Source organism: Streptomyces sp. Y2F8-2, assembly GCF_014905555.1.
GTDB classification, from domain to species: Bacteria; Actinomycetota; Actinomycetes; order Streptomycetales; family Streptomycetaceae; genus Streptomyces; species Streptomyces cynarae.
The window spans coordinates 355,093-378,803 of the sequence record NZ_BNGS01000005.1; the positions used below are offsets into that span (position 1 = coordinate 355,093).

Genomic DNA, 23,711 nt, shown 5'->3' on the forward strand with positions numbered 1-23,711 from the left:
GATCATCTCTTTCGTACGACGACGAAGTCGGCGAGCGCCATGAACCGGTCCCGCACCTCCTGGGGCATCCGGACGGCGTCCAGGGCCTCGATGGCGATCGCGTGCTGGCGACGCGCCTCCTGAGCGGTCCATTCCCGGCCGCCGGCCTCCTCGATGAGCGCGGCGCGCGCGGCGAACTCCTCCTCGGAGAAGTTCTCGAAGTCGCTGCTCTTGGCGTCCTCTGCGAGCAGCTCGCCGAGCCGCTCGGAGGCCACCCCGCCCGCCGCCAGCGCGGCCACGACCGGCAGGGACTTCTTGCGCTGGCGCAGATCGCTCCAGGTCTGCTTTCCGGTGGCCTCCGGGTCGCCCCAGATGCCGAGGAGGTCGTCGACGGCCTGGAAGGCGAGGCCGAGGTGATAGCCGTACTTCTCCAGCGCGTCGGCCGTCGCGTCGTCCGCACCGCCGAGAACCGCGCCGATGGAGGAGGCGCAGGCGAGCAGGGCGCCGGTCTTGTTGCCCTCCATCTCCAGGCACTCGGCGACGGTGACCCGCTCGCGGTGCTCGTAGGAGATGTCCTGCGCCTGACCGTCGATCAGGGCACGGGTGGCGGTGGTCAGCCGGCGGGTGGCGCGGCCGGCCTCGACGGTGCCGATCTCCAGCAGCACCTCGTTGGCCAGGGCGAACAGCGCGTCGCCGACCAGGATGGCCTGCGCGGGGCCGTGCACCTTCCACACGGTGTCGCGGTGGCGGCGCTGCTCGTCACCGTCCATGAGGTCGTCGTGCAGCAGGGAGAAGTTGTGCACCAGCTCGACCGCGACCGCGCCGGGCACGCCCACCTCGGGCGCCCGGCCGGCGGCCTCGGCGGACAGCAGGGCCAGCGCGGGGCGCACGGCCTTGCCGCCGTCGCCGTCCGCGGGGTTGCCCTGGGCGTCGATCCAGCCGAAGTGGTAGGCGGCGACGGTGTCCATCGGCGGCGCCAGGCGGTCGACGGCCGACCGCAGCACCGGGGTGGCCAGGGTCCGGCCGCGCTCCAGGAGCGCGGACACGTCCACCGCGGTCCTCGGGGCGGCCGTCTCGGCCGGGGGCACAGTGGGCACGGTCTCTCCTCTTGTTGCGATACCGGGGGTGCGGGGGCCCGTTTCCAGCGAATCGACGCTCATGCCGCCTCCTCGAAGAGATCGGGGAGGTGGGCGCCGGACCTGCCCAGCGCGCCGAGTGCGGCGCCCGCCGCACTGATGCCACTGCGGACCGCACTCTCCATGGTCGCGGGCCACCCGGTGGCGGTCCACGCTCCGGCCAGGCAGAGGCCGGGGGCCTTGGTGCGGGCGCCGGGCCTCAGACGCCCGACGCCAGGGCTGGGGGCGAACGTCGCCGTGCGCTCCCGGGTCACGAAGAAGTCCTTCACCCGGGCGCCGCGGGTGGCGGGCAACAGCCGCTGGAGCTCCGGCAGATAGCGCTCGCGCAGGACGGCGACCGGCTCGTCGATCTCCTCCTGGGCCGCCGACTGCGACAGCGCCAGGTACTGGCCCTCGCGCAGTCCGGAGGCCTCTGTGCGGTCGAAGACCCACTGGACCGGGGAGCCGAGGGCGGCGAAGAACGGGCGGTTGAGCACCTTGCGGTCGTAGACGACATGGATGTTGAGGATCGGCGCGGTGCCGATGTCCAGCAGCCGCTCGGGGGCCTCCAGAGCGCCGGGGGGCAGCAGATCGTGGGCCTCGCGCTGTGGAACGGCGAGGACGACGGCGTCCGTTTCGATGCGCTCGCCGGGAACCTGAACGCTCCAGACCCCGTTTTCGTCAATGGAGATGGAGGTGACGCGTGTACGGAGCTCGGTTCGGACGCCCGCGGAGTCGAGCGCCTTGCGGGCCAGCCGGTCGTGCAGTTCGCCCAGCGGGACGCGTGCCCAGCCGATGTCGGCCGCGCCGGGGTCGGACAGCAGGCCCGTCTTGAACACCATCGCGGCGAGCCCGAGCGAGGCGTCGCCGGCCACCGCGTTGAGGGTGGCGACCCCGACCAGGTCCCACAGTGCTTCGACGGCACGCGCCGACTGACCGTGCGCGGCCAGCCAGCTGCCGAAGTCCTGCGCGTCGAGCCCGGGGTCCGCGAGGTCAAGTGCTCGCAGCGCCAGTGCGGCACGCCCCACCTTGGCGCGCTCGGCGAGCGAGAGATGCGGATAGGTGGCCAGGCTGCGCCCGAGATGCAGGGGTACGGGCAGCGCGTCGCGCCGTAGTCTGCCGAGCCGCCGTCCCGGTGCGGCGTTCGCGTCGAGAACGGGCACGTCGAGACGATCCTGCAGGGGCGCGAGCGTGGAGGCGTCGATGCGGTCGAGGAACCAGCGGTACGCGGTGCAGCAGCGCAAGTAGACGTGCTGGCCGTTGTCGACGGTCAGATCGCCGCGGTGGAAGGAGAACGCGAGTCCGCCGAGCCGCGGCCGTCCCTCCAGCAGGGTGACCCGCACCCCGGCGTCGGCGAGCGCGAGCGCGGCCGTGATCCCGGCGAGTCCGCCGCCGACCACCACGGCGGACGTCCCGGGCGAGGACGGCATGCCGCGGTGACCCGGGGTGTCCGCGACCGGGTCCTCCGCATGGGTGCCGTCGCTCATCGTGCTTCCTCCCGTGCCGGTCCACCGTGGTGCTTGAACGATGCACGGCAGGCCGTCGCAGTCAGGGACGCCGCGCCGCACCGGAGGGTTGCCTGCCGCTTTTCGGAGGTGGCGGGAGACGGAACCGGGGTGTCGATCACACACGCCTCCTGACGGTCCGTCGGGACACGTTCCGCGCGTCGAGCCCCGACAGGCCGCGCACAGCGACGTACGCCTTCTCACGCCCGGGCAGCGAGACCCGGCCGCGCAGCACGGCCTCCGGCTCGCGCTCGATACGGTCCAGGAGCCGGCGGTAGATGCCGGCCATGGCGGCGACGCAGGCGCCGCTGCGCCGGTCGAGCATGGGCAGCAGCCGGTAGCCCTCGGCGAAAAGAGCGCGGGCCCGACGCACTTCGAAGTGCACGAGGCCCGCGAAGTCGGAGCCCTCGGGTGGAGTCGGTCCGTGGAACCCGGCCGAACAGCCGAACTTGGCGAGATCGTCGGCGGGAAGGTAGACACGGCCGCCCTCGGCGTCCTCACGGATGTCCCTGAGGATGTTGGTGAGTTGCAGCGCGAGCCCGAGCGTGTCCGCATACTCCGGCGCGCGCTCGGTGCCGCGCGCCCCCGGTTCGGTGCCGAACACGCCGAGCGAGAGCCGCCCGATGGCCCCGGCGACACAGCGGCAGTAGACCTTCAGATCGTCCCAGGTCTCGTAGGTCTCGCCGCGTACGTCCATCAGGACGCCGTCGATGAGTTCGTCGAGGCCGCCGAGGGGGATCGGGAAGTGCCGGGCGGCATGGGTGAGGGCGACGGCCACCGGATCGGTGTCGTCCTCGGCCACCTCCTCGTCGCGGATACGGGCCAGCAGCGCGCGGGTCTCCTCCAGCCGTGCCGTCTTGACGTCGGCCGCCAGCGCGCCGTCACCGATGTCGTCGACACGCCGGGAGAACGCGTAGAGCGCCGACATCGCGCGGCGCTTCGGCGTCGGCAGGAGCCTGATCCCGTAGGCGAAGTTACGGGCCTGCTGCCCGGTCACGGCCTCGCAGTAGCGGTACGCGGCGAGTACCGGTGGGGACACGTGTTCTTCCGACTCCACGGTCCGGATCACCCCTCTCCTCGCAGAGTCACGCCCACCTCGCGCAGCAACCGGAGCTTGCCGGGCTTGGGCGGGCCGGGAAGTACGTCGTAGTGGGCTGCGGCGATCGCGTGGATGGCCGCCCTTCCTCCCGCCACGAAGCCCGCGAGCAGCAGCTTCAGCCTGCCGTGGACGCTACCCACCAAGGGGGCGCCTTCATTCAGGAGATCGCGGGCGCGTTCTGCTTCGTACGCGACCAGTGCGCGCACCGATGCGCCCGCTGTGGGCGTGGCGAGGTCCGCCTCCTGCACGTGGAAGCGCTTCATGTCCGCGGCGGGCAGATAAACGCGGTCGCGGCCGAGGTCCTCGGCGACGTCCTGGAGGTGTTCGACGATCTGCAGGCCCGTGCAGATCGCGTCGGAGCGGCGGACGCGCTCGGGAGTGGAGGTGCCGGTCACGGCGAGGACGAGACGGCCGACCGGATTGGCGGAGAGTTCGCAGTAGGCGAGGAGGTCGTCGTACGTCTCGTAGCGCTTGACGAGCTGGTCCTGGCGGTTGGCGGCGATCAGGCCGAGGAACGGCTCGGGGGTGAGGCCGGCGCGCCGGACCGTGGGCTGCAGTCGGCGCAGGAGGGGGTGCCGGGGTGTCGCGTCGAAGACCCGGCGCAGGTCGGCCTCGAAAGCGTCCAGGAGGATCAGGCGGTCCTCGGCCTCCTCGGGCGAGACGCCGAGCAGGCGGGCGTCGGACCCACCGGGGGCGAGGTCGCCGTCACCGATGTCGTCGACCAGCCGGGCGAAGCCGTAGACGGCCATGAGGTCTTCCCGCCAGGCCTTCGGCAGGAAGAACGGAGCCACGGGGAAGTTCTCGTCCGCGGCCTTGTCGAGGGTGCCGCGCTCCAAGTCGCCGGTGCGCGCCGTCCCGGCTTGCGTCACCGCTCGCCGCCCGGCGCGGGGACGGCACATGTCCCGCGGAGCTGGAGACTTTCCGTAGCCATTGCCGTCACATCTCCCGTTCTACACCGCCGACCCAATACAACCTCTTTCGGACACGCCGCCCGGCTGTCCGTGCAGCGCGACAGGTGTGGGGGTGTATGGCATTATCGCCCCACTTGCCACGAATCAGCACTGTCACAGCTTACGTTGTACAACGCAGGGAGCTTCGGCGGGGTGTCCTGCACATCACAACAACACACCGATTGGCGCCAAGATTCCCAAGCCGTACCCGAGTTGACGTTTCCTTTGCAGACGCGGGGCTCCGCGAAAACGTTGCGACGCAGCCCCGGGCGGTGGGGATCACTTGCCCGTGAACTTCTCGTACTCCTTCAGGACCTCTTCCGTGGGGCCGTCCATCCGGAGTTCACCGCGTTCCAGCCACAGGACACGGTCGCAGGTGTCACGGATGGATTTGTTGTTGTGACTGACCAGGAACACCGTGCCCGCCTCCTTGCGCAGTTCCCGGATGCGGTCCTCGGACCGCTTCTGGAAGGCGCGGTCGCCGGTGGCGAGGGCCTCGTCGATCATGAGGACGTCGTGATCCTTGGCGGCGGCGATCGAGAAGCGCAGCCGGGCAGCCATGCCGGAGGAGTAGGTGCGCATCGGCAGGGTGATGAAGTCGCCCTTGTCGTTGATGCCGGAGAAGTCGATGATGTCCTGGTAGCGGGCCTTGATCTCCTCCCGTGACATGCCCATCGCCAGACCGCCCAGGATGACGTTGCGCTCGCCCGTCAGGTCGTTCATCAGGGCCGCGTTGACGCCGAGCAGCGAGGGCTGGCCGTCGGTGTAGACCCTGCCCTTCTCCGGGGGCAGCAGTCCGGCGATGGCGCGCAGCAGGGTGGACTTGCCGGAGCCGTTGGAGCCGATCAGGCCGACGGCCTCGCCGCGGTGGGCGACGAACGACACTCCCCTGACCGCGTGCACCCTGCGGACACCGCGCGCCGAGTCGTCGGAGCCCCGCTTGAGGATGCGGCTCAGAGCGGCGGTCGCGTTGCCCTTGCCGGTCCTGGCGCCGTTGACGCGGTAGACGATGTGCAGGTCGTCTGCGATGACGGTGGGGACCCTGGCCCCGGTGTTCTGCTCAGCCACGGCCGTACCGCTCCTCCGCCTTCCAGAAGTACACGAATCCGCCGGCGAAGACGACGACGGCCCAGAACAGCGCGATGGCCCACACGTGCGGCGGGAGGTTGGACGTGCCGTAGTCCTTGATCAGGGCGAAGCGCATCAGGTCCATGTAGACGGCGGCCGGGTTCACCTGCAGGGTGCGGATGAACCATTCAGGGCGCCCGGCGAGCATGCCGTGGATGGAGAACATGACGCCGGAGGTGTACATCCAGGTGCGCAGGATGAAGGGCATCAGCTGCGCCAGGTCCGGGGTCTTGGCACCCATCCGCGCCACGATCAGGGACAGGCCGGTGTTGAAGAGGAACTGCAGCACCAGGACCGGGACGATCAGCAGCCAGGACAGCCTCGGGTAGCTGCCGAACCCGATGGCGACGGCGAACAGCACGATCATCGAGAACAGCAGCTGCTGGAGCTGCTGCAGCGCGAACGAGATGGGCAGCGTGGCGCGCGGGAAGTGCAGGGCCCGCACCAGGCCCAGGTTGCCGGAGATCGCCCGGACGCCCGCCATGATCGAGCTCTGGGTGAAGGTGAACACGAACACGCCGGTCACCAGGAACGGGATGTACGTCCCGTGCGACATGCCCCGGCTGGCCTTCAGGATCACCCCGAAGATGAAGTAGTACACGAGCGCGTTCAGCAGCGGGGTGGCCACCTGCCACAGCTGGCCGAGCTTGGCCTGGCTGTACTGGGCGGTGAGCTTCGCCTGCGAGAAGGCGAGGATGAAGTGGCGCCGTCCCCACAGCTGGCGGACGTAGCAGACGAGTCCGGGCCGGGCACCGCTGACCGAGAGGCCGTACTTGGCTGCCAGCTCGGCCGGGCTGAGCCCGCCATCGGCGGACGGGCCTCCGGGCACCGCGACGCGCCCGTCATGCGTTGTCTCACTCACAGGTTGGCAAACTCTCCGTTTTCGGGTGGACAGTGGGCCCGTGCTCGGGCGGGAGCCGCGATGTGGGCCCCGCCCGCCGGCTTCCGGGTACCGAGCTTGTCAGATCACCGGGGGTCGGCCCAGTCGGGTAAGTCGCCAGACCGTACGCCACCGCATGGGCCGGCGGGGCCCGCACGGGGTCGTCCAGCCCTCCCGGAAGCCGCCGAACCAGGCCCTCAGGGCGGCCCGCGAGGGGCGGCGCAGCAGCGTCAGGAGCATCCACACGCCGAGGTACACCGGGACGAGGACCGCGGGCAGGTTGCGGCGGGCGAGCCACACCCGGTTGCGGGCGACCATCCGGTGGTAGACCGCGTGCCGGGAGGGCGCGGTCGTGGGGTGGTACAGCACCATGTCCGACCGGTAGTCGATCATCCAGCCCGCGTCCAGGGCCCGCCAGGCCAGGTCGGTCTCCTCGTGGGCGTAGAAGAACTCGTCCGGCAGACCGCCGACCTCGGCGAACACCTTCGTGCGGACGGCGTTGGCGCCGCCCAGGAAGGTGGTCACCCGCGAGGAGCGCATCGGGTCGGAGGCGCGCAGCCGGGGCACGTGGCGGCGCTGGGTCTCACCGGTGTCGGGGTCGGCGATGCGGAAGCTGATGATGCCGAGCCGCGGGTCGGCGGCGAAGGCCTCGCGGCACAGCTCGGCGGTGTCGGTGCGGGCGAGCAGGCCGTCGTCGTCGAGGAAGAGCAGCACGTCGACGTCCGTGCCGCCGGGGCCGAAGGCCTCGATGCCGACGTTGCGGCCGCCGGGGATGCCGAGGTTCTCGGGCAGCTCGATCGTGCGGACGCCGTCGGGGACGTCCGGGACCGGCGAGCCGTTGCCGACCACGACCACCTCGACGGGGTCGCCGTCCTGCTTGGCCACCGAGTCGAGGAGGGCACGGAGCTCGGCCGGGCGGTTGCCCATCGTGATGACGACGGCCCCGACCTTCATGGCGCCGCCCGGGGCGGCACCGCCGTGTGCGGGGCCGCTCACTTCAGCCTGCTGGAGGCCAAAATGGACACGAGGTGGAGGACCGTCTGGAGCAGCGCGATGCCGGCCAGCACGGCCACGCCGAGCCGCTCGAAGAACAGGTCGCCCCGCACCGTGTCCACGATCGCCAGGACCAGGATCAGCAGGGACGCCTCGATGCCCAGGATCAGCCGGTGGAACTTGAGCGCGGCGGCGGCCCTGCGGGCCAGGGCCATGCCGGAGGAGCGCATCTCCGAGGCGGCCTCCTTCACCGGCGGCAGCCCGCCCTGGTGCCGGGCCACGCCGACCAGGTCGGTCTCGGCCTTGATCAGGATGGCGCCGAGCGCGGCCAGCGTCCCCAGGAAGGCCCACAGCCAGTCGATACGGCCGCTGCCCCACGGGTCGGCGGCACGCAGACCGAAGCCGACGAGCACGGCGGCATCGGTGAGGTAGGCACCGACGCGGTCCAGGTACACCCCGCCCAGCGAGTACTGCTTCTTCCAGCGCGCGATCTCGCCGTCGACGCAGTCCAGCAGCAGGTACAGCTGGACGCACACCACGCCGAGCACCGCGCCCCAGATCCCCGGCACGAGCAGTGCCGGGGCCGCGAGCACGCCGAAGACGGTCATCAGGTACGTGAGCTGGTTGGGCGTGACCCTGGTGTTGACCAGGTAGCGGTCGACCCGCAGGGACACCTCTCGCATGTAGAGGCGTCCCATCCAGTGCTCACCGCTGCGCCGGTCCTTCACCCCTGCGGGGTGCACGACGGGCCGGAGTTCAGCTACCGATGGCCTTGACATAGTCGGCGTAGGTGTCCTTGATCTGTTCGGGCTTCAGGTCGAGGTGTTCGAGGATCGTGTAGCGACCGGGCCGGGTCTGCGGGGCGTACTCCACGACCCGGACGAACTCGTCCACCGTGAAGCCGATCTCCTGCGGCAGCACGGGCAGCCCGTGCCGGCGCAGCACCTGGGCCATGAACGCCGCCTCCTCGTGCGCCCCGCGCAGGTACATCGCGAAGGCGGCACCGAGGCCGCACTGCTCGCCGTGGGCGGCCGCGCGCTTGGGGAACAGCAGATCGAAGCCGTGGTTGATCTCGTGGCACGCCCCGGAGGAGGGGCGCGAGTCGCCCGACACGGACATGGCGATGCCGCTGAGGACCAGCGCCTCGGCGAGGATCTGGAGGAAGTCGTTGTCGCCGATCCCTCCGGGGTGGCGCAGCACGGCCTCGCCGGCCTGCCGGGCCATGGCCGCGGCGAGGCCGTCGATCTTCTCGCCGTTGACGCGGTTGGCCAGCTCCCAGTCCGCGACCGCGGAGATGTTGGAGATGGCGTCGCCGATACCGGAGCGCACGAAACGGACGGGTGCCTCGCGGATCACGTTGAGGTCGATGACGACCGCGATCGGGTTCGGCACGCCGTACGAGCCGCGGCCCGCGTCGTTGTCGAGGGTCGCGACCGGGGAGCACAGGCCGTCGTGCGCGAGGTTCGTGGGCACGGCGACCAGGGGCAGGCCGACGCGCGCCGCGGCGAACTTGGCGCAGTCGATGATCTTGCCTCCGCCCAGGCCCACGAGCGCGTCGTAGTGGCCGGACTTCATCTCGCCGGCCAGCCGGACCGCGTCGTCGAGGGTGCCGCCGCCGACCTCGTACCAGGTGGCGCCGGGCAGGCTGGGGGAGAGCCGCTCGCGCAGGCGGGCGCCCGAGCCGTCGCTGACCGCGACGGCGAGCTTGCCCGAGTGGGAGATGCGCTCGTCCGCCAGCACGCCCGCCAGGTCGTCGAGGGCACCCCGACGGATGTCGACGACGACCGGCGAGGGGATGAGCCTCGTCAGTACCGGCACGCGATCTCCCGTCCCCGGGCCAGGTCGTCGTGGTTGTCGATCTCGACCCACGGGACGTCGCCGATCGGCGCCACGTCGATCTTGAAGCCGCGGTTGACGAGCTCCTGGTAGCCGTCCTCGTAGTACAGCTGCGGGTCGCGTTCGAAGGTGGCCTTGAGGGCGTCGGCCAGCTCCTCGGCGGCCTCGCCCTCTATGAGGGTGACGCCGATGTACTCGCCGGTCGCCTCGGCCGGGTCCATCAGCTTGGTGATCTTCTGGACGCCCTCGGCGGGGTCGACGACGACCTTCATCTCCTCGTCGGCGAGCTTCTTCACCGTGTCGAGGGCGAGGATGATCTTCTTGCCGTCGCCGCGGGCCGCGAGCAGGGTCTTCTCGACCGAGACCGGGTGGACGGTGTCGCCGTTGGCGAGGATCACGCCGTCCTTGAGGGCGTCACGGCCGCACCACAGCGAGTAGGCGTTGTTCCACTCCTCGGCCTTGTCGTTGTCGATCAGGGTGAGCTTCAGGCCGTACTTCTGCTCCAGGGCCGCCTTGCGCTCGTACACGGCCTCCTTGCGGTAGCCGACGATGACGCCGACCTCGGTCAGGCCCACCTCGGCGAAGTTGCCGAGCGTGAGGTCCAGGACCGTGAGGCTGTCCTCCGCGCCCTCGGGCCCCACCGGCACCAGAGCCTTGGGCAGGGTGTCGGTGTAGGGGCGCAGGCGCCGTCCGGCGCCGGCCGCCAGCACGAGGCCGATCATGCGGGTTCTCCTTCATCGTGTACGGCGGGTGCGCCGCCCTTGTGTGCGGCCACCCAGAAGCGGATGCTCTCGACGAGCACCACGACGGCCACGTACCCGGCGAGGGCCGTGAGGGCGACCTTGAACTGTGCCGCGGTGAGAGTTGCGGCGAGAACCGTGACGAGCAGCGTCCGGCCCTCGTGCCCCCCGATCGCGCGCACCAGCCAGTGCGGCGGCGCGCCGGCGTCACCGCGGATGCGGTACACCGTGTCGTAGTGATGGTAGGCGACGGCCGCCACCAGTCCGAAAGCCGCCGGCAACACTCCGTTCGCCCCGGATGTCGCCGCGAGGATGAGGACAGTGCCGTATTCGGCGGCCCGGAAGAGCGGGGGGACGAGCCAGTCGAGGGGGCCCTTGAGGGGCCGGGCGAGGGCCAGAGGCGACTGAAGCACGTAGAGGACGGCTCCCAGGACGGGCCACCAGCTGCCGTATCCGGCGAGCGAGGCTGCGAGCACGACGACGGCGCCGCCGACCAGGGCGGTGCAGGCGGGTGCTCGCAAGGACACCCGACGCGCGATGCGCGTCAGCAGCTCGGCGAGCGGCCCGCTGTCCGCGAGGTCCGCCAGCGCCCGAGCCGCCCGGTCGGTGCGGCGCGCCTTGCGCGTCACCGACCGGAGCACCCGGCCCGCCGTGGTGTACGTCGCCGCGAACGCACAGCCGATGAGCAGAACGACGAAGGTGATACGGGGAGTGGCGGCGGCCGTCAGGACGGCTATCAGCGCCCAGCGCTCCCCGATCGGCAGAACGATCATCCGGCGCACCCACACCGTCCAGCCGACGCTGTCCAGGCGGTCGGAGAGGGCCGCGGTGGGGCTGGTGTTCGCGGTCGCGTCGTGGTTGGCCTCGTTGAACGCGAAGTCGACCACGTGCCGACACGTCTGCAGGACCATCGCGCCGAGCGCGAGCGCCCACACGTCGTCGCCGCCGCGGGCGGCGCCGAGGGCGAGGCCCGCGTAGTAGGCGTACTCCTTGACCCGGTCGAAGGTGGCGTCCAGCCAGGCGCCGAGCGTGGAGTACTGCAAGGAGTAGCGGGCGAGCTGGCCGTCGGTGCAGTCCAGGACGAAGGACAGGATCAGCAGGACACCGGCCGCGACGAAACCGCCACGGGTGCCGGTGGCCGCGGCGGCCGCCGCGATGAGGGCGGTGAGCAGCGAGGCGGTGGTGACCTGGTTGGGGGTCAGGCCGCGGCGGGCGCACCAGCGGGCGATGTAGCGCGAGTACGGGCTGATGAAGTGGGTGGTGAAAAAGCCGTCGCGGGCCTTGACGGCGCTGCGCAGCCGGACGGCCTCGTCGTCGACGGCGGCGACCGCCTGCCGGGCCTCGTTGCGGGACTGCGGGTCGGTGGGGACGGCGGCGACCAGGGTGCCGAGTTCGGGGCGGTGGACCGGGATGCCGTCGGCGTCGAGGGCGGCGGTGACGCGCTCGGCGAGGTTGTCGGTGACCACGGCCGCACCGCCGGACGCTGCGGAGTTCTCGCGGGCCAGAGCACGGGCCAGGGCCTGGCGGGCGGCGGGCTGGGCGGTGACGGCACCGGGCACGGCGGCGGCCGGGAAGCGGGGATCGGTCAGACCGAGGCGCAGGGCGTGCAGATGCCCCACGAAGCGGGCGTCGACGATCGCGACCCGCTGACCCGCCGGCACGGCGGCGAGGAGGGCCTCGGCGTCACCGGTGTCGGTGGCGACCCGCACGTCGAAGCCGAGGGACCGCAGATCGCCCTCGAGCGACGATCCGGGGACCGGCTGTCCGGTGAGGATGGCGGTCGACAGACGAACTCACTCCCTGAAGGCCCGACGCGCGTACGGGCGCCGGTCATGTGTGCGATGCGGTATGCCCGGGCAGGGGCCGGGCGGCATGTCGGCAGAGGCTATCGGATGCCTGGAAGCCCAGGTTCACCGGGCGTTCGCGCGCTGATCAACCCGGCCTGCGCGGCCACCGCCGCGATCATCATCGGGGATGGGACGGGCAGGTCACAAACCGCGGGTGCGGATCCACCCATTCCCGGCAGCTGGGCGGGGCCGGACGGCGTTCGCCGGACGGGCATAGGGTGAGACTCCATGACATGGCTGATCACCGGCGGGGCCGGGTACATCGGAGCTCATGTGGCGCGGGCGATGGTCGCCGAGGGTGAGCGCGTCCTGGTCCTGGACGACCTCTCGGCCGGCGTTCCCTCCCGGCTTCCGGAGGGCGTTCCGCTGGTGCGGGGCTCCGCGCTGGACGGCGAGTTGCTCAAGAGTGTCCTGGCCGAGCACCAGGTGACCGGTGTGGTGCACCTCGCGGCGCGCAAGCAGGTCGGCGAGTCCGTGGAACGGCCGACGCACTACTACCGGGAAAACGTGGGCGGTCTCGCCACGCTGCTGGACGCGGTCGCGGAGGCCGGGATCAGGCGGTTTCTGTTCTCGTCGTCCGCGGCCGTGTACGGCGACCCGGATGTGGACCTCATCACGGAGGACACACCCTGTGCCCCGATGAGCCCGTACGGCGAGACGAAGCTCGCGGGCGAGTGGCTGGTGCGGGCGGCGGGCCGGGCGCACGGCATGGCGACGGTGTGTCTGCGCTACTTCAACGTGGCGGGCGCGGCGGCGCCGGAGCTGGCCGACACGGGCGTGTTCAACGTCGTGCCCATGGTCTTCGACCGGCTGACGCGCGGGGAGGCCCCGCGGATCTTCGGCGACGACTATCCGACACCGGACGGCACCTGTGTCCGCGACTACATCCACGTCGCCGACCTCGCCGAGGCGCACCTCGCGGCGGCCCGGCGGCTGGCCGGGGGCGCGACGGGCGACCTGACGGTCAACGTCGGCCGTGGCGAGGGCGTCTCGGTACGGGAGCTCGTCACGCTCATCGGCGAGGTGACCGGAGACAGCTCGCCCGCGGTCGTCGAGCCGCGCCGCCCCGGGGACGCGCCCCGCGCGGTCGCGTCGTCCGCGCTCGCCGAGCGGGAGCTGGGCTGGAGGGCCCGGCGCGGGGTGCGCGACATGGTGGAGTCGGCCTGGCAGGGGTGGCTGCTGCACCACCCGGAGGCACGCCACGACTGACCGGGATGCGAGCCCCTCGGCGGGGGTACGCGAGGCTGCGCCACGGGTGCGCGCGCGTGCGCCGGCGCGGGTTGCCGTGGGCGCGCCCCCCGCGCGGTTCCCCGTCGGCGGCGACGGGCACGATCAGGTATCCGACCGCTTCCGGCGTCCTCTCCGTGCGGTCGCGGACCGCTTTCGATACGTCCGTGGCGGGACATGCGGGGAGGAGCGAAGTGCCGGGAGTGCCGGATTCGTACGGCAGACTTGAGGCTGGACAACCGATGCGAAGGATGGGTATGCCGATCACACCTGCCACCGCGACGCACCGTTCGTCGAACGGCACCGCCGAAGCCATCATGCTGGAGCTGGTCGACGAGAACGGCACCACGATCGGCACGGCCGAGAAGCTCGCCGCCCATCAGCCGCCGGGCCGGCTGCACCGGGCGTTCTCGGTGTTCCTCTTCGACGAGCGGGGCCGGCTGCTGCTCCAGCAGCGGGCGCTGGGCAAGTACCACTCCCCCGGCGTCTGGTCGAACACTTGCTGCGGCCACCCCTACCCGGGTGAGGCGCCGTTCGCGGCGGCGGCCCGGCGGACGTACGAGGAGCTGGGCGTCTCCCCGTCGCTGCTCGCCGAGGCGGGCACGGTCCGCTACAACCATCCGGATCCGGACTCGGGCCTGGTGGAGCAGGAGTACAACCACCTCTTCGTCGGCCTGGTGCAGTCCCCCCTGCACCCGGACCCGGAGGAGGTCGGGGCGACGGCGTTCGTGACCACGGAAGAGCTGGCCCAGCGGCATGCCGAGGACAGGTTCTCGTCGTGGTTCATGACGGTCCTGGACGCGGCGCGGCCCGCGATCAGGGAGCTGACCGGGCCGTCCGCGGGCTGGTGAAGCGGGGGTCCGTCCGGCCCGTCCGGACGGACCCGCACGGTCCGCGGATGCCGGACCGACTCGGTGGATGTCCCCGCCGGCTCAGAAGACGCCCGTGGGCTTGAGTGGAAGCGCGGCCCAGATCACCTTGCCGCCGCCGGCCGTGTGCTCGACGTCGCACACCCCGCCGGCCTCCCTCGTCACCTCCCGCACCAGGAGCAGTCCCCGGCCCCCGGTGCGGCCGTGGTCCGCCTCCAGCGCGCTCGGGCGGTAGGGGTGGTCGTCCTCCACCGCCACCCGCACCCACTCGGGGCCGACGGCGACCTCCACGGCGAGCATCGGCGACAGCAGCGCCGCGTGCCGGACCGCGTTGGTGACCAGCTCGGAGACGATCAGCAACAGCGCCTGCACGGTGTCGTCCGAGACCGGCACGCCCTGGCGGACGAGCAGGTCCCGCACCGCGTGCCGCGCCTGCGGCACCGAGGCGTCCACGGCGGCGGCGGTGAACCGCCACACCCCCTCGTACGGCAGCGGTCCCGTCGGCCGCACGCCTTCCGGCGCCCTTCCGCCGCCTTCAGGGCGTGGGCCGGACCCTCGCCCTTCGTTCTCCATCGTGCGGTCGCCACCCTTGCGCTCGATTGTCACCACACCTCGAGTGTTGGGAATGCGCTGGTCCGTCCCAAAAGACTGAACACAAGTCAGCAAGTATCGACGACATCTGACCATTGGCGTATGACACGGTCAGTTGTGTGACCGCTCCTGCTCCTTGCCGCGCCACCTTGCGAACTCTTCGGGTTGTACGCGTTCGTCGAGCCTTCGACGGCTGCGGATAGCATCCGGCGTATGGAGCCCCAGCTGCTGCACCGCGTCGCCGACGGGGTCGCGACCGTCGTCATCCACCATCCGGCCAAGCGGAACGCCATGACGGCCGCCATGTGGGAGACGCTGCCGCCGCTGCTCGACGCCCTGGCCGCCGACCCCACGGTCCGGGCACTGGTGCTGACCGGCGAGGGCACGACGTTCTGCGCGGGCGCCGACATCTCCACGCTCCAGGACTCCCCCGAGGAGGCGCAGCGCCTGGCCGTGCTCGCGGAGGAGGCGCTGGCCGCCTTCCCCAAGCCGACGCTGGCCGCGGTGCGTGGGCACTGTGTGGGCGGCGGCGCCCAGCTGGCGGCCGCCTGCGATCTGCGGTTCGCCGAGGAAGGTGCGCTGTTCGGGGTGACGCCCGCGAAGCTCGGGATCGTCTACCCGGCCTCCGCCACCCGCCGGCTGGCCGCGCTGGTCGGCCCGGCGACAACCAAGTACCTGCTGTTCTCGGGCGAGTTGATCGACGCCGAGCGGGCGCTGCGCACCGGTCTCGTCGACGAGCTGCTGCCCGAGGGCGAACTGGACAAGCGGGTCACCGAGTTCACCCGCGTCCTGGCCGCCCGCTCGCAGCTGACGCAGGCCGCGGCCAAGGAGTTCGCGAACGGCCGCACGGACCGCGAGGCGTACTGGATGGAGCAGGCGCGCGGCAGCGGCGACACCGCGGAGGGCGTCGCCGCGTTCCTGGAGCGCCGCGCGCCGCGCTTCACCTGGACTACGTCAGGCTGAAGCGGCCGGAGGCGCGGAACTCCGCGACGAGGTGCGCGGGCGCCTTCTCGGGCGACCCGGCGTCGTAGGGCGGCTGCGGGTCGTACTCGGTCAGCAGCTGCACGGCCTGGGCGTGCTCGTCGCCGGCGATCCTGCCGACCAGGGTGAGCGCCATGTCGATGCCCGAGGAGACCCCGGCGGCGGTGACGTACTTGCCGTCGAAGACCACTCGCTGCCCGGTCGGCTCGGCGCCGTACCGGCGCAACTGGTCCAGCGCGACCCAGTGACTGGTCGCCCGCCGTCCGCGCAGCAGGCCGGCGGCCGCCAGCAGCAGCGACCCGGAACAGACGGAGGTCGTCCAGGCGCTGGTCGCGTCGGCCGCGCGCAGCCACTCCGCCAGGGCCTCGTTCTCCAGCTGCGCGAGCGTGCCGGGGCCGCCGGCCACCACGACGATGTCGGGGCGGGGCACCTCCCGCAGGGCCTTGTCGGCGGTGAGGGCGAGGAATCCCGTGTCGGTGCGGACGGCGCCCGGCCGCTCGGCGACGAAGTCGACGCGCGCGTCCGGCAGGCGGCTGAGGATCTCGTAGGGCCCGACGACGTCGAGGGCGGTGAAGCGGTCGTAGACGACCATGGCGATCTGCATGAAGGTCCCTTTCAGAGGGTGGTGGCGGGGCGGAACCGGCGGCGGTACTCCGCCGGGGAGGCCCCGAGGGCCTTGACGAAGGCACGCCGCATGGCCTCCGGGGTGCCGTAGCCGCTGGCGCGGGCGATCTCCTCCACGCCGTCGCCGGTGTCCTCCAGCAGACGGCGGGCGTGTTCGAGGCGGACGCGGTCGACATAACGGCCCGGGGGCATCCCTGTCTCGGCCTGGAAGGCCCGGGCGAAGTGACGGGGCGACAGCCGGGCCCGGGCGGCGAGCGCCTCCACCGTGAGGTCGTCGTCCGGGTGCTCGCTGATCCACTGCTGGACCTCGCGCAGGGGCTCGCGCTGCGCGGTCTGGGCGGCGAGCTGAGCGCTGAACTGGGCCTGGTTGCCCGGGCGGCGCAGGAAGACGACCAGGTGGCGGGCGATGGTCAGGGCGGTGTCACGACCCAGGTCCTCCTCGACGAGGGCCAGGGCGAGGTCGATGCCGGAGGTGACGCCGGCGGAGGTGGCGACGTGTCCGTCGCGTACGTAGATGGGGTCGGGGTCGACCTCGATCTCCGGATGGTGGCGAGCCAGTGTGTCGCAGTACGCCCAGTGGGTCGTGGCTCGGCGCCCGTCGAGGAGGCCCGCGCGGGCCAGCAGGACGGCGCCGGTGCAGACGGAGACCAGACGGTCGGCGCGGGGACCGTGTTCCCGCAGCCAGTCGAGCAGGCGCTCATCGGGGTGCCGGCTGCCCTGACCGCCGGGAACGATCAGGGTGTGCGGGGCGGGCGCGTCGGAGAGGGCGTGGTCGGCCGCCAGCGTGAGGCCGCTGGAGGTGCGGACAGGGCCGCCGTCCAGGGAGGCGGTGACGAGGCGGTAGGACCCGGGACGGCGCAGCTCGGCGCCCGCGAAGACCTCCACCGGGCCGGTGACGTCAAGGCTCTGAACGCCGTCGAAGAGGACGACCAGGAGGGTGCGCATGCCGTCGATTCTTGGCGGTGGGCGACATGGCTGCAACGACGAAGATCCCACCTTTCCTGCCATGCCGGGTCGCGTGCTTCCTGACGTACCGACCAGTCGGTAACCTGCCGGTCATGACCTCTCGCCTGCCGGAGCGCGCCGCGCGGCGCTGCCACAATGTGATCAATCCGCTGCACTCGACGCACTACTTCTCGCCGGATCTGAGCCGGGAACTGACCGCCGTGGGCGTGTCCGACAACAGGGCCGCCTACTTCGCGGTGCGGGCCGCCGCCATGGGCCCCGTGGGCGCGGGCGTGGTGACGGCCGCGTTCTTCAACTTCCACCCGGGGCTGGTGGCACGGCACGTGCCCGCCGTGTGGGAGACGGCGTCCCCCCAGGTGGTGCTCGCGGCACGCGCGCGTGCCGTCGACGCGACGCTGCGGCGGCTGCTGGGCGAGGAGACCGTCGCCGCCAAGGAGACGGCCGAGGCGGCGGAGCTCGCGCTGCGCGCGACGGAGGCGTGCACCCGGCACGCGCGCCCCCTGTATGCCGCGCACGCCGATCTGCCGGTGCCCGACGAGCCGCACCTGGCGTTCTGGCACGCGGCCACACTGCTGCGGGAGCACCGCGGCGACGGCCATCTCGCGGTGCTGCTGGCGGCGGACCTCGATCCGGTGGAGGCACTGGTGACCCACGCCGCGACCGGCAAGGGCATGTCCCCCAAGTGGGCACTCGGCACGCGCGGCTGGAGCCGGGAGGACTGGGACGCGGCGTGCGGGCGGCTGCGTGAGCGTGGACTGCTCGATGCGGACGGCGAGTTGACCGAGGCGGGCACCGCGCTGCGCGGGGAGATCGAGGCGGAGACCGACCGCCTGGACCGGGCCCCCTACGAACACCTCGGCGCCGCAGGCGTCGAACGGCTGACGGATCTCGCGGGCGCGCTGCTGACCAGGGCTCTCGCGGCCGGGGCCTTCCCGGAGGGCATGATCGGCAAGGGATGAGGTACCCGGTCGTCACCCGATGGTCCACACCGGGAGACGAAAGGGGAAGCTTGTGTTCCGTGCGATCGCAGACGTACTGCGCCAGATCGGCGGCGCCGTCGCGACCGTCGTGACGCTGCCGTTCCGGGCACTGGCCCGGCTGTTCGGCGGGGCTTCGGGCTCCGCCCGCCGGGCCTGAACCGGCCGAGGACTCCCAGCCCACGGGGCGGCGCGGACGGCGCCGCCCCGTCCTCGTGCCCTTGCGCCCCCGTTGTCGGTGCGACCTGCCACAATTGCCGCGCAACCTCAGTGGAGAAGGCGGTACGGGATCGTGACGACACCCGGGTCCCTCGGAGCAGGGTCCATCGAAGGCAGGATCGCCGAGGAGCTCGGCGTACGGGAGCGGCAGGTGAAGGCCGCGGTCGAGCTGCTGGACGGCGGCTCGACGGTGCCCTTCATCGCCCGCTACCGCAAGGAAGCGACCGAGATGCTCGACGACGCGCAGCTGCGCACGATCGAGGAGCGGCTGCGCTATCTGCGTGAGCTCGAGGAGCGGCGCACGGCGATCCTCGAGTCGGTGCGGGAGCAGGGCAAGCTCACGGAGGAGCTCGAGGCGCGGATCCGGGGCGCGGAGACCAAGGCGCGCCTGGAGGACATCTACCTCCCCTACAAGCCGAAGCGGCGCACCAAGGCGCAGATCGCACGCGAGGCGGGACTCGAGCCGCTGGCCGAGGGCCTGCTCGGCGACCCGACGGTGGAGCCTGTGGCCGCCGCGGCCGCGTTCGTCGACGCCGACAAGGGGGTGCCGGACCCGCAGGCCGCGCTGGAGGGCGCGCGGGCGATCCTCACCGAGCGGTTCGCGGAGGACGCGGACCTGATCGGAGAGCTGCGCGAGCGGATGTGGGTGCGCGGACGCCTGGCGTCCAAGGTACGGGAGGGCAAGGAGGAGGCGGGCGCCAAGTTCGCCGACTACTTCGACTTCGCCGAGCCCTTCACCGAGCTGCCCTCCCACCGGGTCCTCGCCCTGCTGCGCGGCGAGAAGGAGGAGGTCCTCGACCTCGTCCTGGAGCCGGAGCAGCCGACGGACGGCCCGTCGTCGTACGAGGGGATCGTGGCGCACCGCTTCGGGATCGCCGACCGCGGCCGCCCTGCCGACAAGTGGCTGCTGGACACCGTCCGCTGGGCCTGGCGCACCCGCATCCTGGTGCACCTGGGCATCGACCTGCGGCTCAGGCTGCGTACGGCGGCCGAGGACGAGGCCGTCAAGGTCTTCGCGGCGAATCTGCGCGACCTGCTGCTCGCCGCCCCGGCCGGCACGCGCGCGACGCTGGGCCTGGACCCCGGTTTCCGTACGGGCGTGAAGGTGGCCGTGGTGGACGCGACCGGCAAGGTGGTCGCCACGGACGTCATTCACCCGCACGTCCCGGCCAACAAGTGGGACGAGGCGATCGCCAAGCTGGCCCGGCTGGCCAAGGAGCACGCGGTCGAGCTGATCGCGATCGGCAACGGCACGGCGTCCCGCGAGACGGACAAGCTCGCCGGTGAACTCATCTCCAAACACCCCGAGTTGGGGCTGACGAAGGTGATGGTGTCCGAGGCGGGCGCGTCGGTGTACTCCGCCTCCGCGTTCGCCTCGCAGGAGCTGCCGGACATGGACGTGTCGCTGCGTGGCGCGGTCTCCATCGCCCGCCGTCTGCAGGACCCGCTCGCCGAACTGGTGAAGATCGACCCGAAGTCGATCGGCGTCGGCCAGTACCAGCACGACCTGTCCGAGGTGAAGCTGTCCCGCTCGCTGGACGCGGTCGTGGAGGACTGTGTGAACGGCGTGGGCGTGGACGTCAACACGGCGTCGGCTCCGCTGCTGGCCCGGGTCTCCGGCATCTCCTCCGGGCTCGCGGAGAACATCGTGGCGCACCGCGACACCAACGGCCCGTTCACGTCCCGCGCCCAGCTGAAGAACGTGGCGCGGCTCGGGCCCAAGGCGTACGAGCAGTGCGCGGGCTTCCTGCGGATCCGGGGCGGTGACGACCCGCTGGACGCCTCCAGCGTGCACCCGGAGGCGTACCCGGTGGTCCGGCGCATGGTGAAGACGACGGGCCAGGAGGTGGCGTCGCTGATCGGGAACACGGCGGTGCTGCGCTCGCTGAAGGCGTCCGACTTCGTGGACGAGACGTTCGGTCTGCCGACGGTGACCGACATCCTCAAGGAGCTGGAGAAGCCGGGGCGCGACCCGCGGCCCGCGTTCAAGACGGCCAGCTTCAAGGAGGGCGTGGAGAAGATCTCCGACCTGTCGTCCGGGATGATCCTGGAGGGCGTCGTCACGAACGTCGCCGCGTTCGGCGCCTTCGTCGACGTCGGCGTCCACCAGGACGGTCTGGTGCACGTCTCCGCGATGTCGAAGACGTTCGTCAAGGACCCGCGGGACGTGGTGAAGCCGGGTGACATCGTCAAGGTGAAGGTCCTGGACGTCGACATTCCGCGCAAGCGGATCTCGCTGACGCTGCGGCTGGACGACGAGGCGGCTCCGCAGGGGCAGCCCTCCGGCGGCGCCCGGCAGCGCGGCGGGCGTCCCCCGCAGCAGCGCCAGGGCCGCCAGGGCACAGGCTCCCGCCAGGCGCCCCCGCCGGCCAACAGCGCGATGGCGGACGCACTGCGCCGGGCCGGTCTGCTCGACCAGAAGCCGGGCCGCCGCTGAGGTGCCGGGCCCGGCCCTGCTCCGTCGCGGGGACCGGGCCCGGGTTCCCTCCGGCCGAGCCGTACGGGATCAGGTCGTCACAGGATGTCGGCCAGGCGGTCCACCTGGGCCGGGTCGAGGCCGTAGCAGTAGAGCATCACCTCGTCGGCGCCGAGGTCGGTGAGGGCGGTGATCGCCTCGCGGATCTCCGCCGGCGTGGTGAGCATCCCGGCGACCATCCGGTCGGCCATGCCGGTGAAGGTGTAGTACGTGTGCATGGCGGTCCGTGCGTCGTCGATGACGTCCTGCGGGCCGAGCGCCACATTGACCTGCGCGACGAGGCGGGGCTCGCCGTCGCGGCCGTACTGATGCCAGAACCCGCGGACGGTGTCGAACAGGCCGCCCGCCCAGGAGGGCGGCGCGGCGGCCAGGAAGCCGTCGCCCCACCGCGCGACGCGTTCGAGCGCGGTGGGCTTGAACCCGCCGAAGAGGACCTCGGGGCCGCCGGGGCGAGCGGGCGCCGGCCCGATCGGTCCGACGCCTTCGCCGTACGGCTCGCCGGACCACAGGCGCCGCATGACCTCCATCTGCTCGTCGAGGCGCCGGCCCCGGGTGCGCGGGTCGGTGCCCGTGGCCCGGTGGTCGTCGTCACGTCCGCCGATGCCCAGGCCGAGGACCAGCCGCCCACCGGTCATACGGTCCAGGGTGGCGGCCTGTTTGGCGAGCAGGGCGGTGTCGCGCAGCGGGGCGAGCAGCACCTCGGTCTGGACGCGGATGCGGGAGGTGGCGCCCGCGAGGACGGAGAGCGCGACCAGGGGTTCGGGGTTGTCGTAGACGAGCCGGTCGAGCAGGCCGAGGGTGCTGAAGGGCCCGGCGTCCGCGTGCCGCGCCCAGGTGAGCAGGGTGGTCGGGTCGCCGATGGGCAGACCGATACCGATGTTCATGCGGAAGACCTCCGACAGGAAGGGTCGACAAGGACAGCTGCCGCCCCTCCGGCACCTCGGTGAGGTGGGACGCTCCCGCTCTGCGGCGCACTTCGGGGGAACGTCTCTTCGGATCAACTCACTCTAGGACGAGGGCAGTTCGGAGAACAAGCCGATTACGCGAAGCGGTCACGGGTGTTCCGTCACCTTGCCGTCCGCCACCTGAAGGCGGCGTGTCACCCGCACCGCGTCCAGCATCCGGCGGTCGTGCGTGACGAGGAGCAGGGTGCCCTCGTAGGAGTCCAGGGCCGACTCCAGCTGTTCGATCGCCGGCAGGTCCAGATGGTTGGTCGGCTCGTCCAGGACCAGCAGGTTGACGCCCCGGCCCTGGAGGAGCGCCAGCGCGGCACGCGTGCGTTCGCCCGGGGAGAGGGTCGCCGCCGGGCGCAGGATGTGGTCCGTCTTCAGGCCGAACTTGGCGAGCAGGGTGCGGACCTCGACCGGCTCGGTGTCGGGGACCGCGGCGCGGAACGCGTCCAGCAGGGATTCCGGGCCGTGGAACAGCTTGCGGGCCTGGTCGACCTCGCCGACCAGGACGCCCGAGCCGAGGGAGGCGTGGCCCGCGTCCAGCGGGACACGGCCGAGGAGCGCGCCGAGCAGCGTGGACTTGCCCGCGCCGTTCGCGCCCGTCACCGCCACCCGGTCCGCCCAGTCGATCTGGAGGGACACCGGGCCGAAGGTGAAGTCGCCGCGCCGTACCTCCGCGTCCCGCAGCGTGGCGACGACCGCGCCCGAGCGGGGGGCCGACGCGATCTCCATGCGCAGCTCCCACTCCTTGCGGGGCTCCTCGACGACCTCCAGGCGCTCGATCATGCGCTGGGTCTGCCGGGCCTTCGCGGCCTGCTTCTCGCTGGCCTCGCTGCGGAACTTGCGGCCGATCTTGTCGTTGTCGCTCGCCTTGCGGCGTGCGTTCTTGACGCCCTTGTCCATCCAGGCGCGCTGCATCTGGGCGCGGTCCTGGAGGACGGACTTCTTGTCGGCGTACTCCTCGTACTCCTCGCGGGCGTGCCGGCGGGCCCACTCGCGTTCCTCGAGATAGGCCTCGTATCCACCGCCGTAGAGGTTGATCTGCCGCTGCGCGAGGTCGAGTTCCAGGACCTTCGTGACCGTGCGGGTGAGGAACTCCCGGTCGTGGCTGACGACCACCGTCCCGGCGCGGAGCCCGCTGACGAACCGCTCCAGCCGCTCCAGGCCGTCCAGGTCGAGGTCGTTGGTGGGCTCGTCGAGCAGGAAGACGTCGTAGCGGGACAGCAGCAGGGAGGCGAGGCCGGCGCGGGCCGCCTGCCCGCCGGACAGGGACGTCATCGGCTGGTCCAGGCCGACGCCCAGGCCCAGGGAGTCGGCGACCTCCTCGGCGCGTTCGTCGAGGTCCGCGCCGCCGAGGGCGAGCCAGCGCTCCAGGCTCGCCGCGTACGCGTCGTCCGCGCCGGGTGCCCCGTCGACGAGCCCCTGCGTGGCCTCGTCCATCGCGCGCTGGGCGTCGGCGACGCCCGTGCGGCGGGCCAGGAACTCCCGTACGGTCTCCCCCGGCCGGCGCTCCGGCTCCTGCGGCAGGTGCCCGACCGTGGCGGTGGGCGGGGACAGCCGCAGCTCGCCCTGCTCGGGGGTGTGCAGCCCGGCGAGCATGTGCAGCAGGGTGGACTTGCCTGCGCCGTTGGCACCGACGAGCCCGATCACATCACCGGGCGCGACGACGAGGTCGAGCCCGGTGAAGAGCGAGCGGTCGCCGTGCCCGGCGGCGAGGTTCTTGGCGACGAGGGTGGCAGTCATCAGACCGCCGATCCTA

At 71.9% G+C, this 23,711-nt stretch carries 23 protein-coding genes; 6 read left to right on the forward strand and 17 right to left on the reverse strand.

The genetic code is table 11. The annotated features are described in order from the left end of the window. Window positions 1–2: 2 nt before the first annotated feature. The 12 genes from SY2F82_RS19265 to SY2F82_RS19315 form a co-directional block, all read right to left on the reverse strand. On the reverse strand, window positions 3–1,139 hold the full coding sequence (locus SY2F82_RS19265; RefSeq protein ID WP_200420333.1) for a polyprenyl synthetase family protein: 1,137 nt from the start codon (window positions 1,137–1,139) through the stop codon (window positions 3–5). Beyond that, a complete protein-coding gene (gene hpnE, locus SY2F82_RS19270; protein ID WP_200420334.1) occupies window positions 1,136–2,581 on the reverse strand; it encodes a hydroxysqualene dehydroxylase HpnE in 1,446 nt (481 codons plus the stop codon). Before hpnE ends, SY2F82_RS19265 begins: the two co-directional genes overlap by 4 nt. Continuing rightward, a complete protein-coding gene (locus SY2F82_RS39930) occupies window positions 2,578–2,721 on the reverse strand; it encodes a DUF6380 family protein (protein ID WP_374707182.1) in 144 nt (47 codons plus the stop codon). The genes hpnE and SY2F82_RS39930 overlap by 4 nt, the downstream gene beginning before the upstream one ends. Then, entirely contained in the window at window positions 2,718–3,668 is a 951-nt protein-coding gene (hpnD, locus tag SY2F82_RS19275) for a presqualene diphosphate synthase HpnD (protein ID WP_200420335.1), read from the reverse strand. The genes SY2F82_RS39930 and hpnD overlap by 4 nt, the downstream gene beginning before the upstream one ends. After that, a complete protein-coding gene (gene hpnC, locus SY2F82_RS19280) occupies window positions 3,665–4,567 on the reverse strand; it encodes a squalene synthase HpnC (protein WP_200420336.1) in 903 nt (300 codons plus the stop codon). Before hpnC ends, hpnD begins: the two co-directional genes overlap by 4 nt. Window positions 4,568–4,927: 360 nt before the next feature. After that, a complete protein-coding gene (locus tag SY2F82_RS19285) occupies window positions 4,928–5,716 on the reverse strand; it encodes an ABC transporter ATP-binding protein (RefSeq protein WP_200420337.1) in 789 nt (262 codons plus the stop codon). Beyond that, the gene (locus tag SY2F82_RS19290) at window positions 5,709–6,638 is read right to left on the reverse strand and encodes an ABC transporter permease (RefSeq protein WP_200420338.1); all 930 of its coding nucleotides are present in this window, start codon (window positions 6,636–6,638) and stop codon (window positions 5,709–5,711) included. Before SY2F82_RS19290 ends, SY2F82_RS19285 begins: the two co-directional genes overlap by 8 nt. A 99-nt stretch (window positions 6,639–6,737) precedes the next feature. Then, the gene (locus SY2F82_RS19295; RefSeq protein ID WP_200420593.1) at window positions 6,738–7,610 is read right to left on the reverse strand and encodes a glycosyltransferase family 2 protein; all 873 of its coding nucleotides are present in this window, start codon (window positions 7,608–7,610) and stop codon (window positions 6,738–6,740) included. Window positions 7,611–7,648: 38 nt separating this feature from the next. Further along, window positions 7,649–8,428 carry a CDP-alcohol phosphatidyltransferase family protein gene (locus SY2F82_RS19300; protein ID WP_200420339.1) on the reverse strand — a complete coding sequence of 260 codons (780 nt, stop codon included), beginning with the start codon at window positions 8,426–8,428 and terminating at the stop codon, window positions 7,649–7,651. After that, window positions 8,406–9,467, reverse strand: coding sequence for an iron-containing alcohol dehydrogenase family protein (locus SY2F82_RS19305; RefSeq protein ID WP_200420340.1), 1,062 nt, complete (start codon window positions 9,465–9,467; stop codon window positions 8,406–8,408). The genes SY2F82_RS19300 and SY2F82_RS19305 overlap by 23 nt, the downstream gene beginning before the upstream one ends. After that, complete coding sequence (locus SY2F82_RS19310; protein WP_200420341.1) at window positions 9,455–10,207, reverse strand: sugar phosphate nucleotidyltransferase; 753 nt, start codon at window positions 10,205–10,207, stop codon at window positions 9,455–9,457. Before SY2F82_RS19310 ends, SY2F82_RS19305 begins: the two co-directional genes overlap by 13 nt. Further along, window positions 10,204–12,012, reverse strand: coding sequence for a DUF5941 domain-containing protein (locus SY2F82_RS19315; RefSeq protein ID WP_200420594.1), 1,809 nt, complete (start codon window positions 12,010–12,012; stop codon window positions 10,204–10,206). The genes SY2F82_RS19310 and SY2F82_RS19315 overlap by 4 nt, the downstream gene beginning before the upstream one ends. A gap of 288 nt (window positions 12,013–12,300) precedes the next feature. On the opposite strand from SY2F82_RS19315, the gene galE reads away from it, so the two are divergent. Then, window positions 12,301–13,281, forward strand: a complete 981-nt coding sequence (gene galE, locus SY2F82_RS19320) for a UDP-glucose 4-epimerase GalE (protein WP_200420342.1) — start codon at window positions 12,301–12,303, stop codon at window positions 13,279–13,281. A 275-nt stretch (window positions 13,282–13,556) separates the two neighbouring features. After that, window positions 13,557–14,150 carry an isopentenyl-diphosphate Delta-isomerase gene (gene idi, locus SY2F82_RS19325; RefSeq protein WP_200420343.1) on the forward strand — a complete coding sequence of 198 codons (594 nt, stop codon included), beginning with the start codon at window positions 13,557–13,559 and terminating at the stop codon, window positions 14,148–14,150. Window positions 14,151–14,231: 81 nt separating this feature from the next. Here idi and SY2F82_RS19330 read toward each other — a convergent pair whose 3' ends face one another. Beyond that, window positions 14,232–14,741, reverse strand: coding sequence for an ATP-binding protein (locus tag SY2F82_RS19330; protein ID WP_200420595.1), 510 nt, complete (start codon window positions 14,739–14,741; stop codon window positions 14,232–14,234). A gap of 231 nt (window positions 14,742–14,972) precedes the next feature. Between SY2F82_RS19330 and SY2F82_RS19335 the strand changes: the two genes are divergently transcribed. Beyond that, window positions 14,973–15,722, forward strand: coding sequence for an enoyl-CoA hydratase/isomerase family protein (locus SY2F82_RS19335; protein WP_200420344.1), 750 nt, complete (start codon window positions 14,973–14,975; stop codon window positions 15,720–15,722). On the opposite strand, the gene SY2F82_RS19340 is transcribed toward SY2F82_RS19335, so the two are convergent. Both SY2F82_RS19340 and SY2F82_RS19345 read right to left on the reverse strand, forming a co-directional pair. Beyond that, complete coding sequence (locus SY2F82_RS19340; protein WP_200420345.1) at window positions 15,709–16,344, reverse strand: DJ-1/PfpI family protein; 636 nt, start codon at window positions 16,342–16,344, stop codon at window positions 15,709–15,711. The two genes, SY2F82_RS19335 and SY2F82_RS19340, sit on opposite strands and share 14 nt — an antisense overlap. Window positions 16,345–16,355: 11 nt before the next feature. Continuing rightward, window positions 16,356–17,309 carry a GlxA family transcriptional regulator gene (locus SY2F82_RS19345; protein ID WP_200420346.1) on the reverse strand — a complete coding sequence of 318 codons (954 nt, stop codon included), beginning with the start codon at window positions 17,307–17,309 and terminating at the stop codon, window positions 16,356–16,358. A 113-nt stretch (window positions 17,310–17,422) separates the two neighbouring features. Between SY2F82_RS19345 and SY2F82_RS19350 the strand changes: the two genes are divergently transcribed. From SY2F82_RS19350 to SY2F82_RS19355, 3 genes are all read left to right on the forward strand, one after another. Further along, complete coding sequence (locus tag SY2F82_RS19350; RefSeq protein ID WP_200420347.1) at window positions 17,423–18,289, forward strand: hypothetical protein; 867 nt, start codon at window positions 17,423–17,425, stop codon at window positions 18,287–18,289. Between the two features lie 52 nt (window positions 18,290–18,341). Next, a complete protein-coding gene (locus SY2F82_RS39520; RefSeq protein ID WP_258053467.1) occupies window positions 18,342–18,467 on the forward strand; it encodes an LPFR motif small protein in 126 nt (41 codons plus the stop codon). Between the two features lie 132 nt (window positions 18,468–18,599). Continuing rightward, window positions 18,600–20,963 carry a Tex family protein gene (locus tag SY2F82_RS19355; RefSeq protein ID WP_200420348.1) on the forward strand — a complete coding sequence of 788 codons (2,364 nt, stop codon included), beginning with the start codon at window positions 18,600–18,602 and terminating at the stop codon, window positions 20,961–20,963. A gap of 77 nt (window positions 20,964–21,040) precedes the next feature. Here the strand turns inward: SY2F82_RS19355 and SY2F82_RS19360 are convergent, their stop codons facing one another. Both SY2F82_RS19360 and SY2F82_RS19365 read right to left on the reverse strand, forming a co-directional pair. After that, window positions 21,041–21,886: an LLM class flavin-dependent oxidoreductase gene (locus SY2F82_RS19360; RefSeq protein ID WP_200420349.1), complete on the reverse strand. Its 846-nt coding sequence runs from the start codon at window positions 21,884–21,886 to the stop codon at window positions 21,041–21,043. A 168-nt stretch (window positions 21,887–22,054) separates the two neighbouring features. After that, window positions 22,055–23,695 carry an ABC-F family ATP-binding cassette domain-containing protein gene (locus tag SY2F82_RS19365; protein WP_200420350.1) on the reverse strand — a complete coding sequence of 547 codons (1,641 nt, stop codon included), beginning with the start codon at window positions 23,693–23,695 and terminating at the stop codon, window positions 22,055–22,057. Window positions 23,696–23,711: the final 16 nt, after the last annotated feature.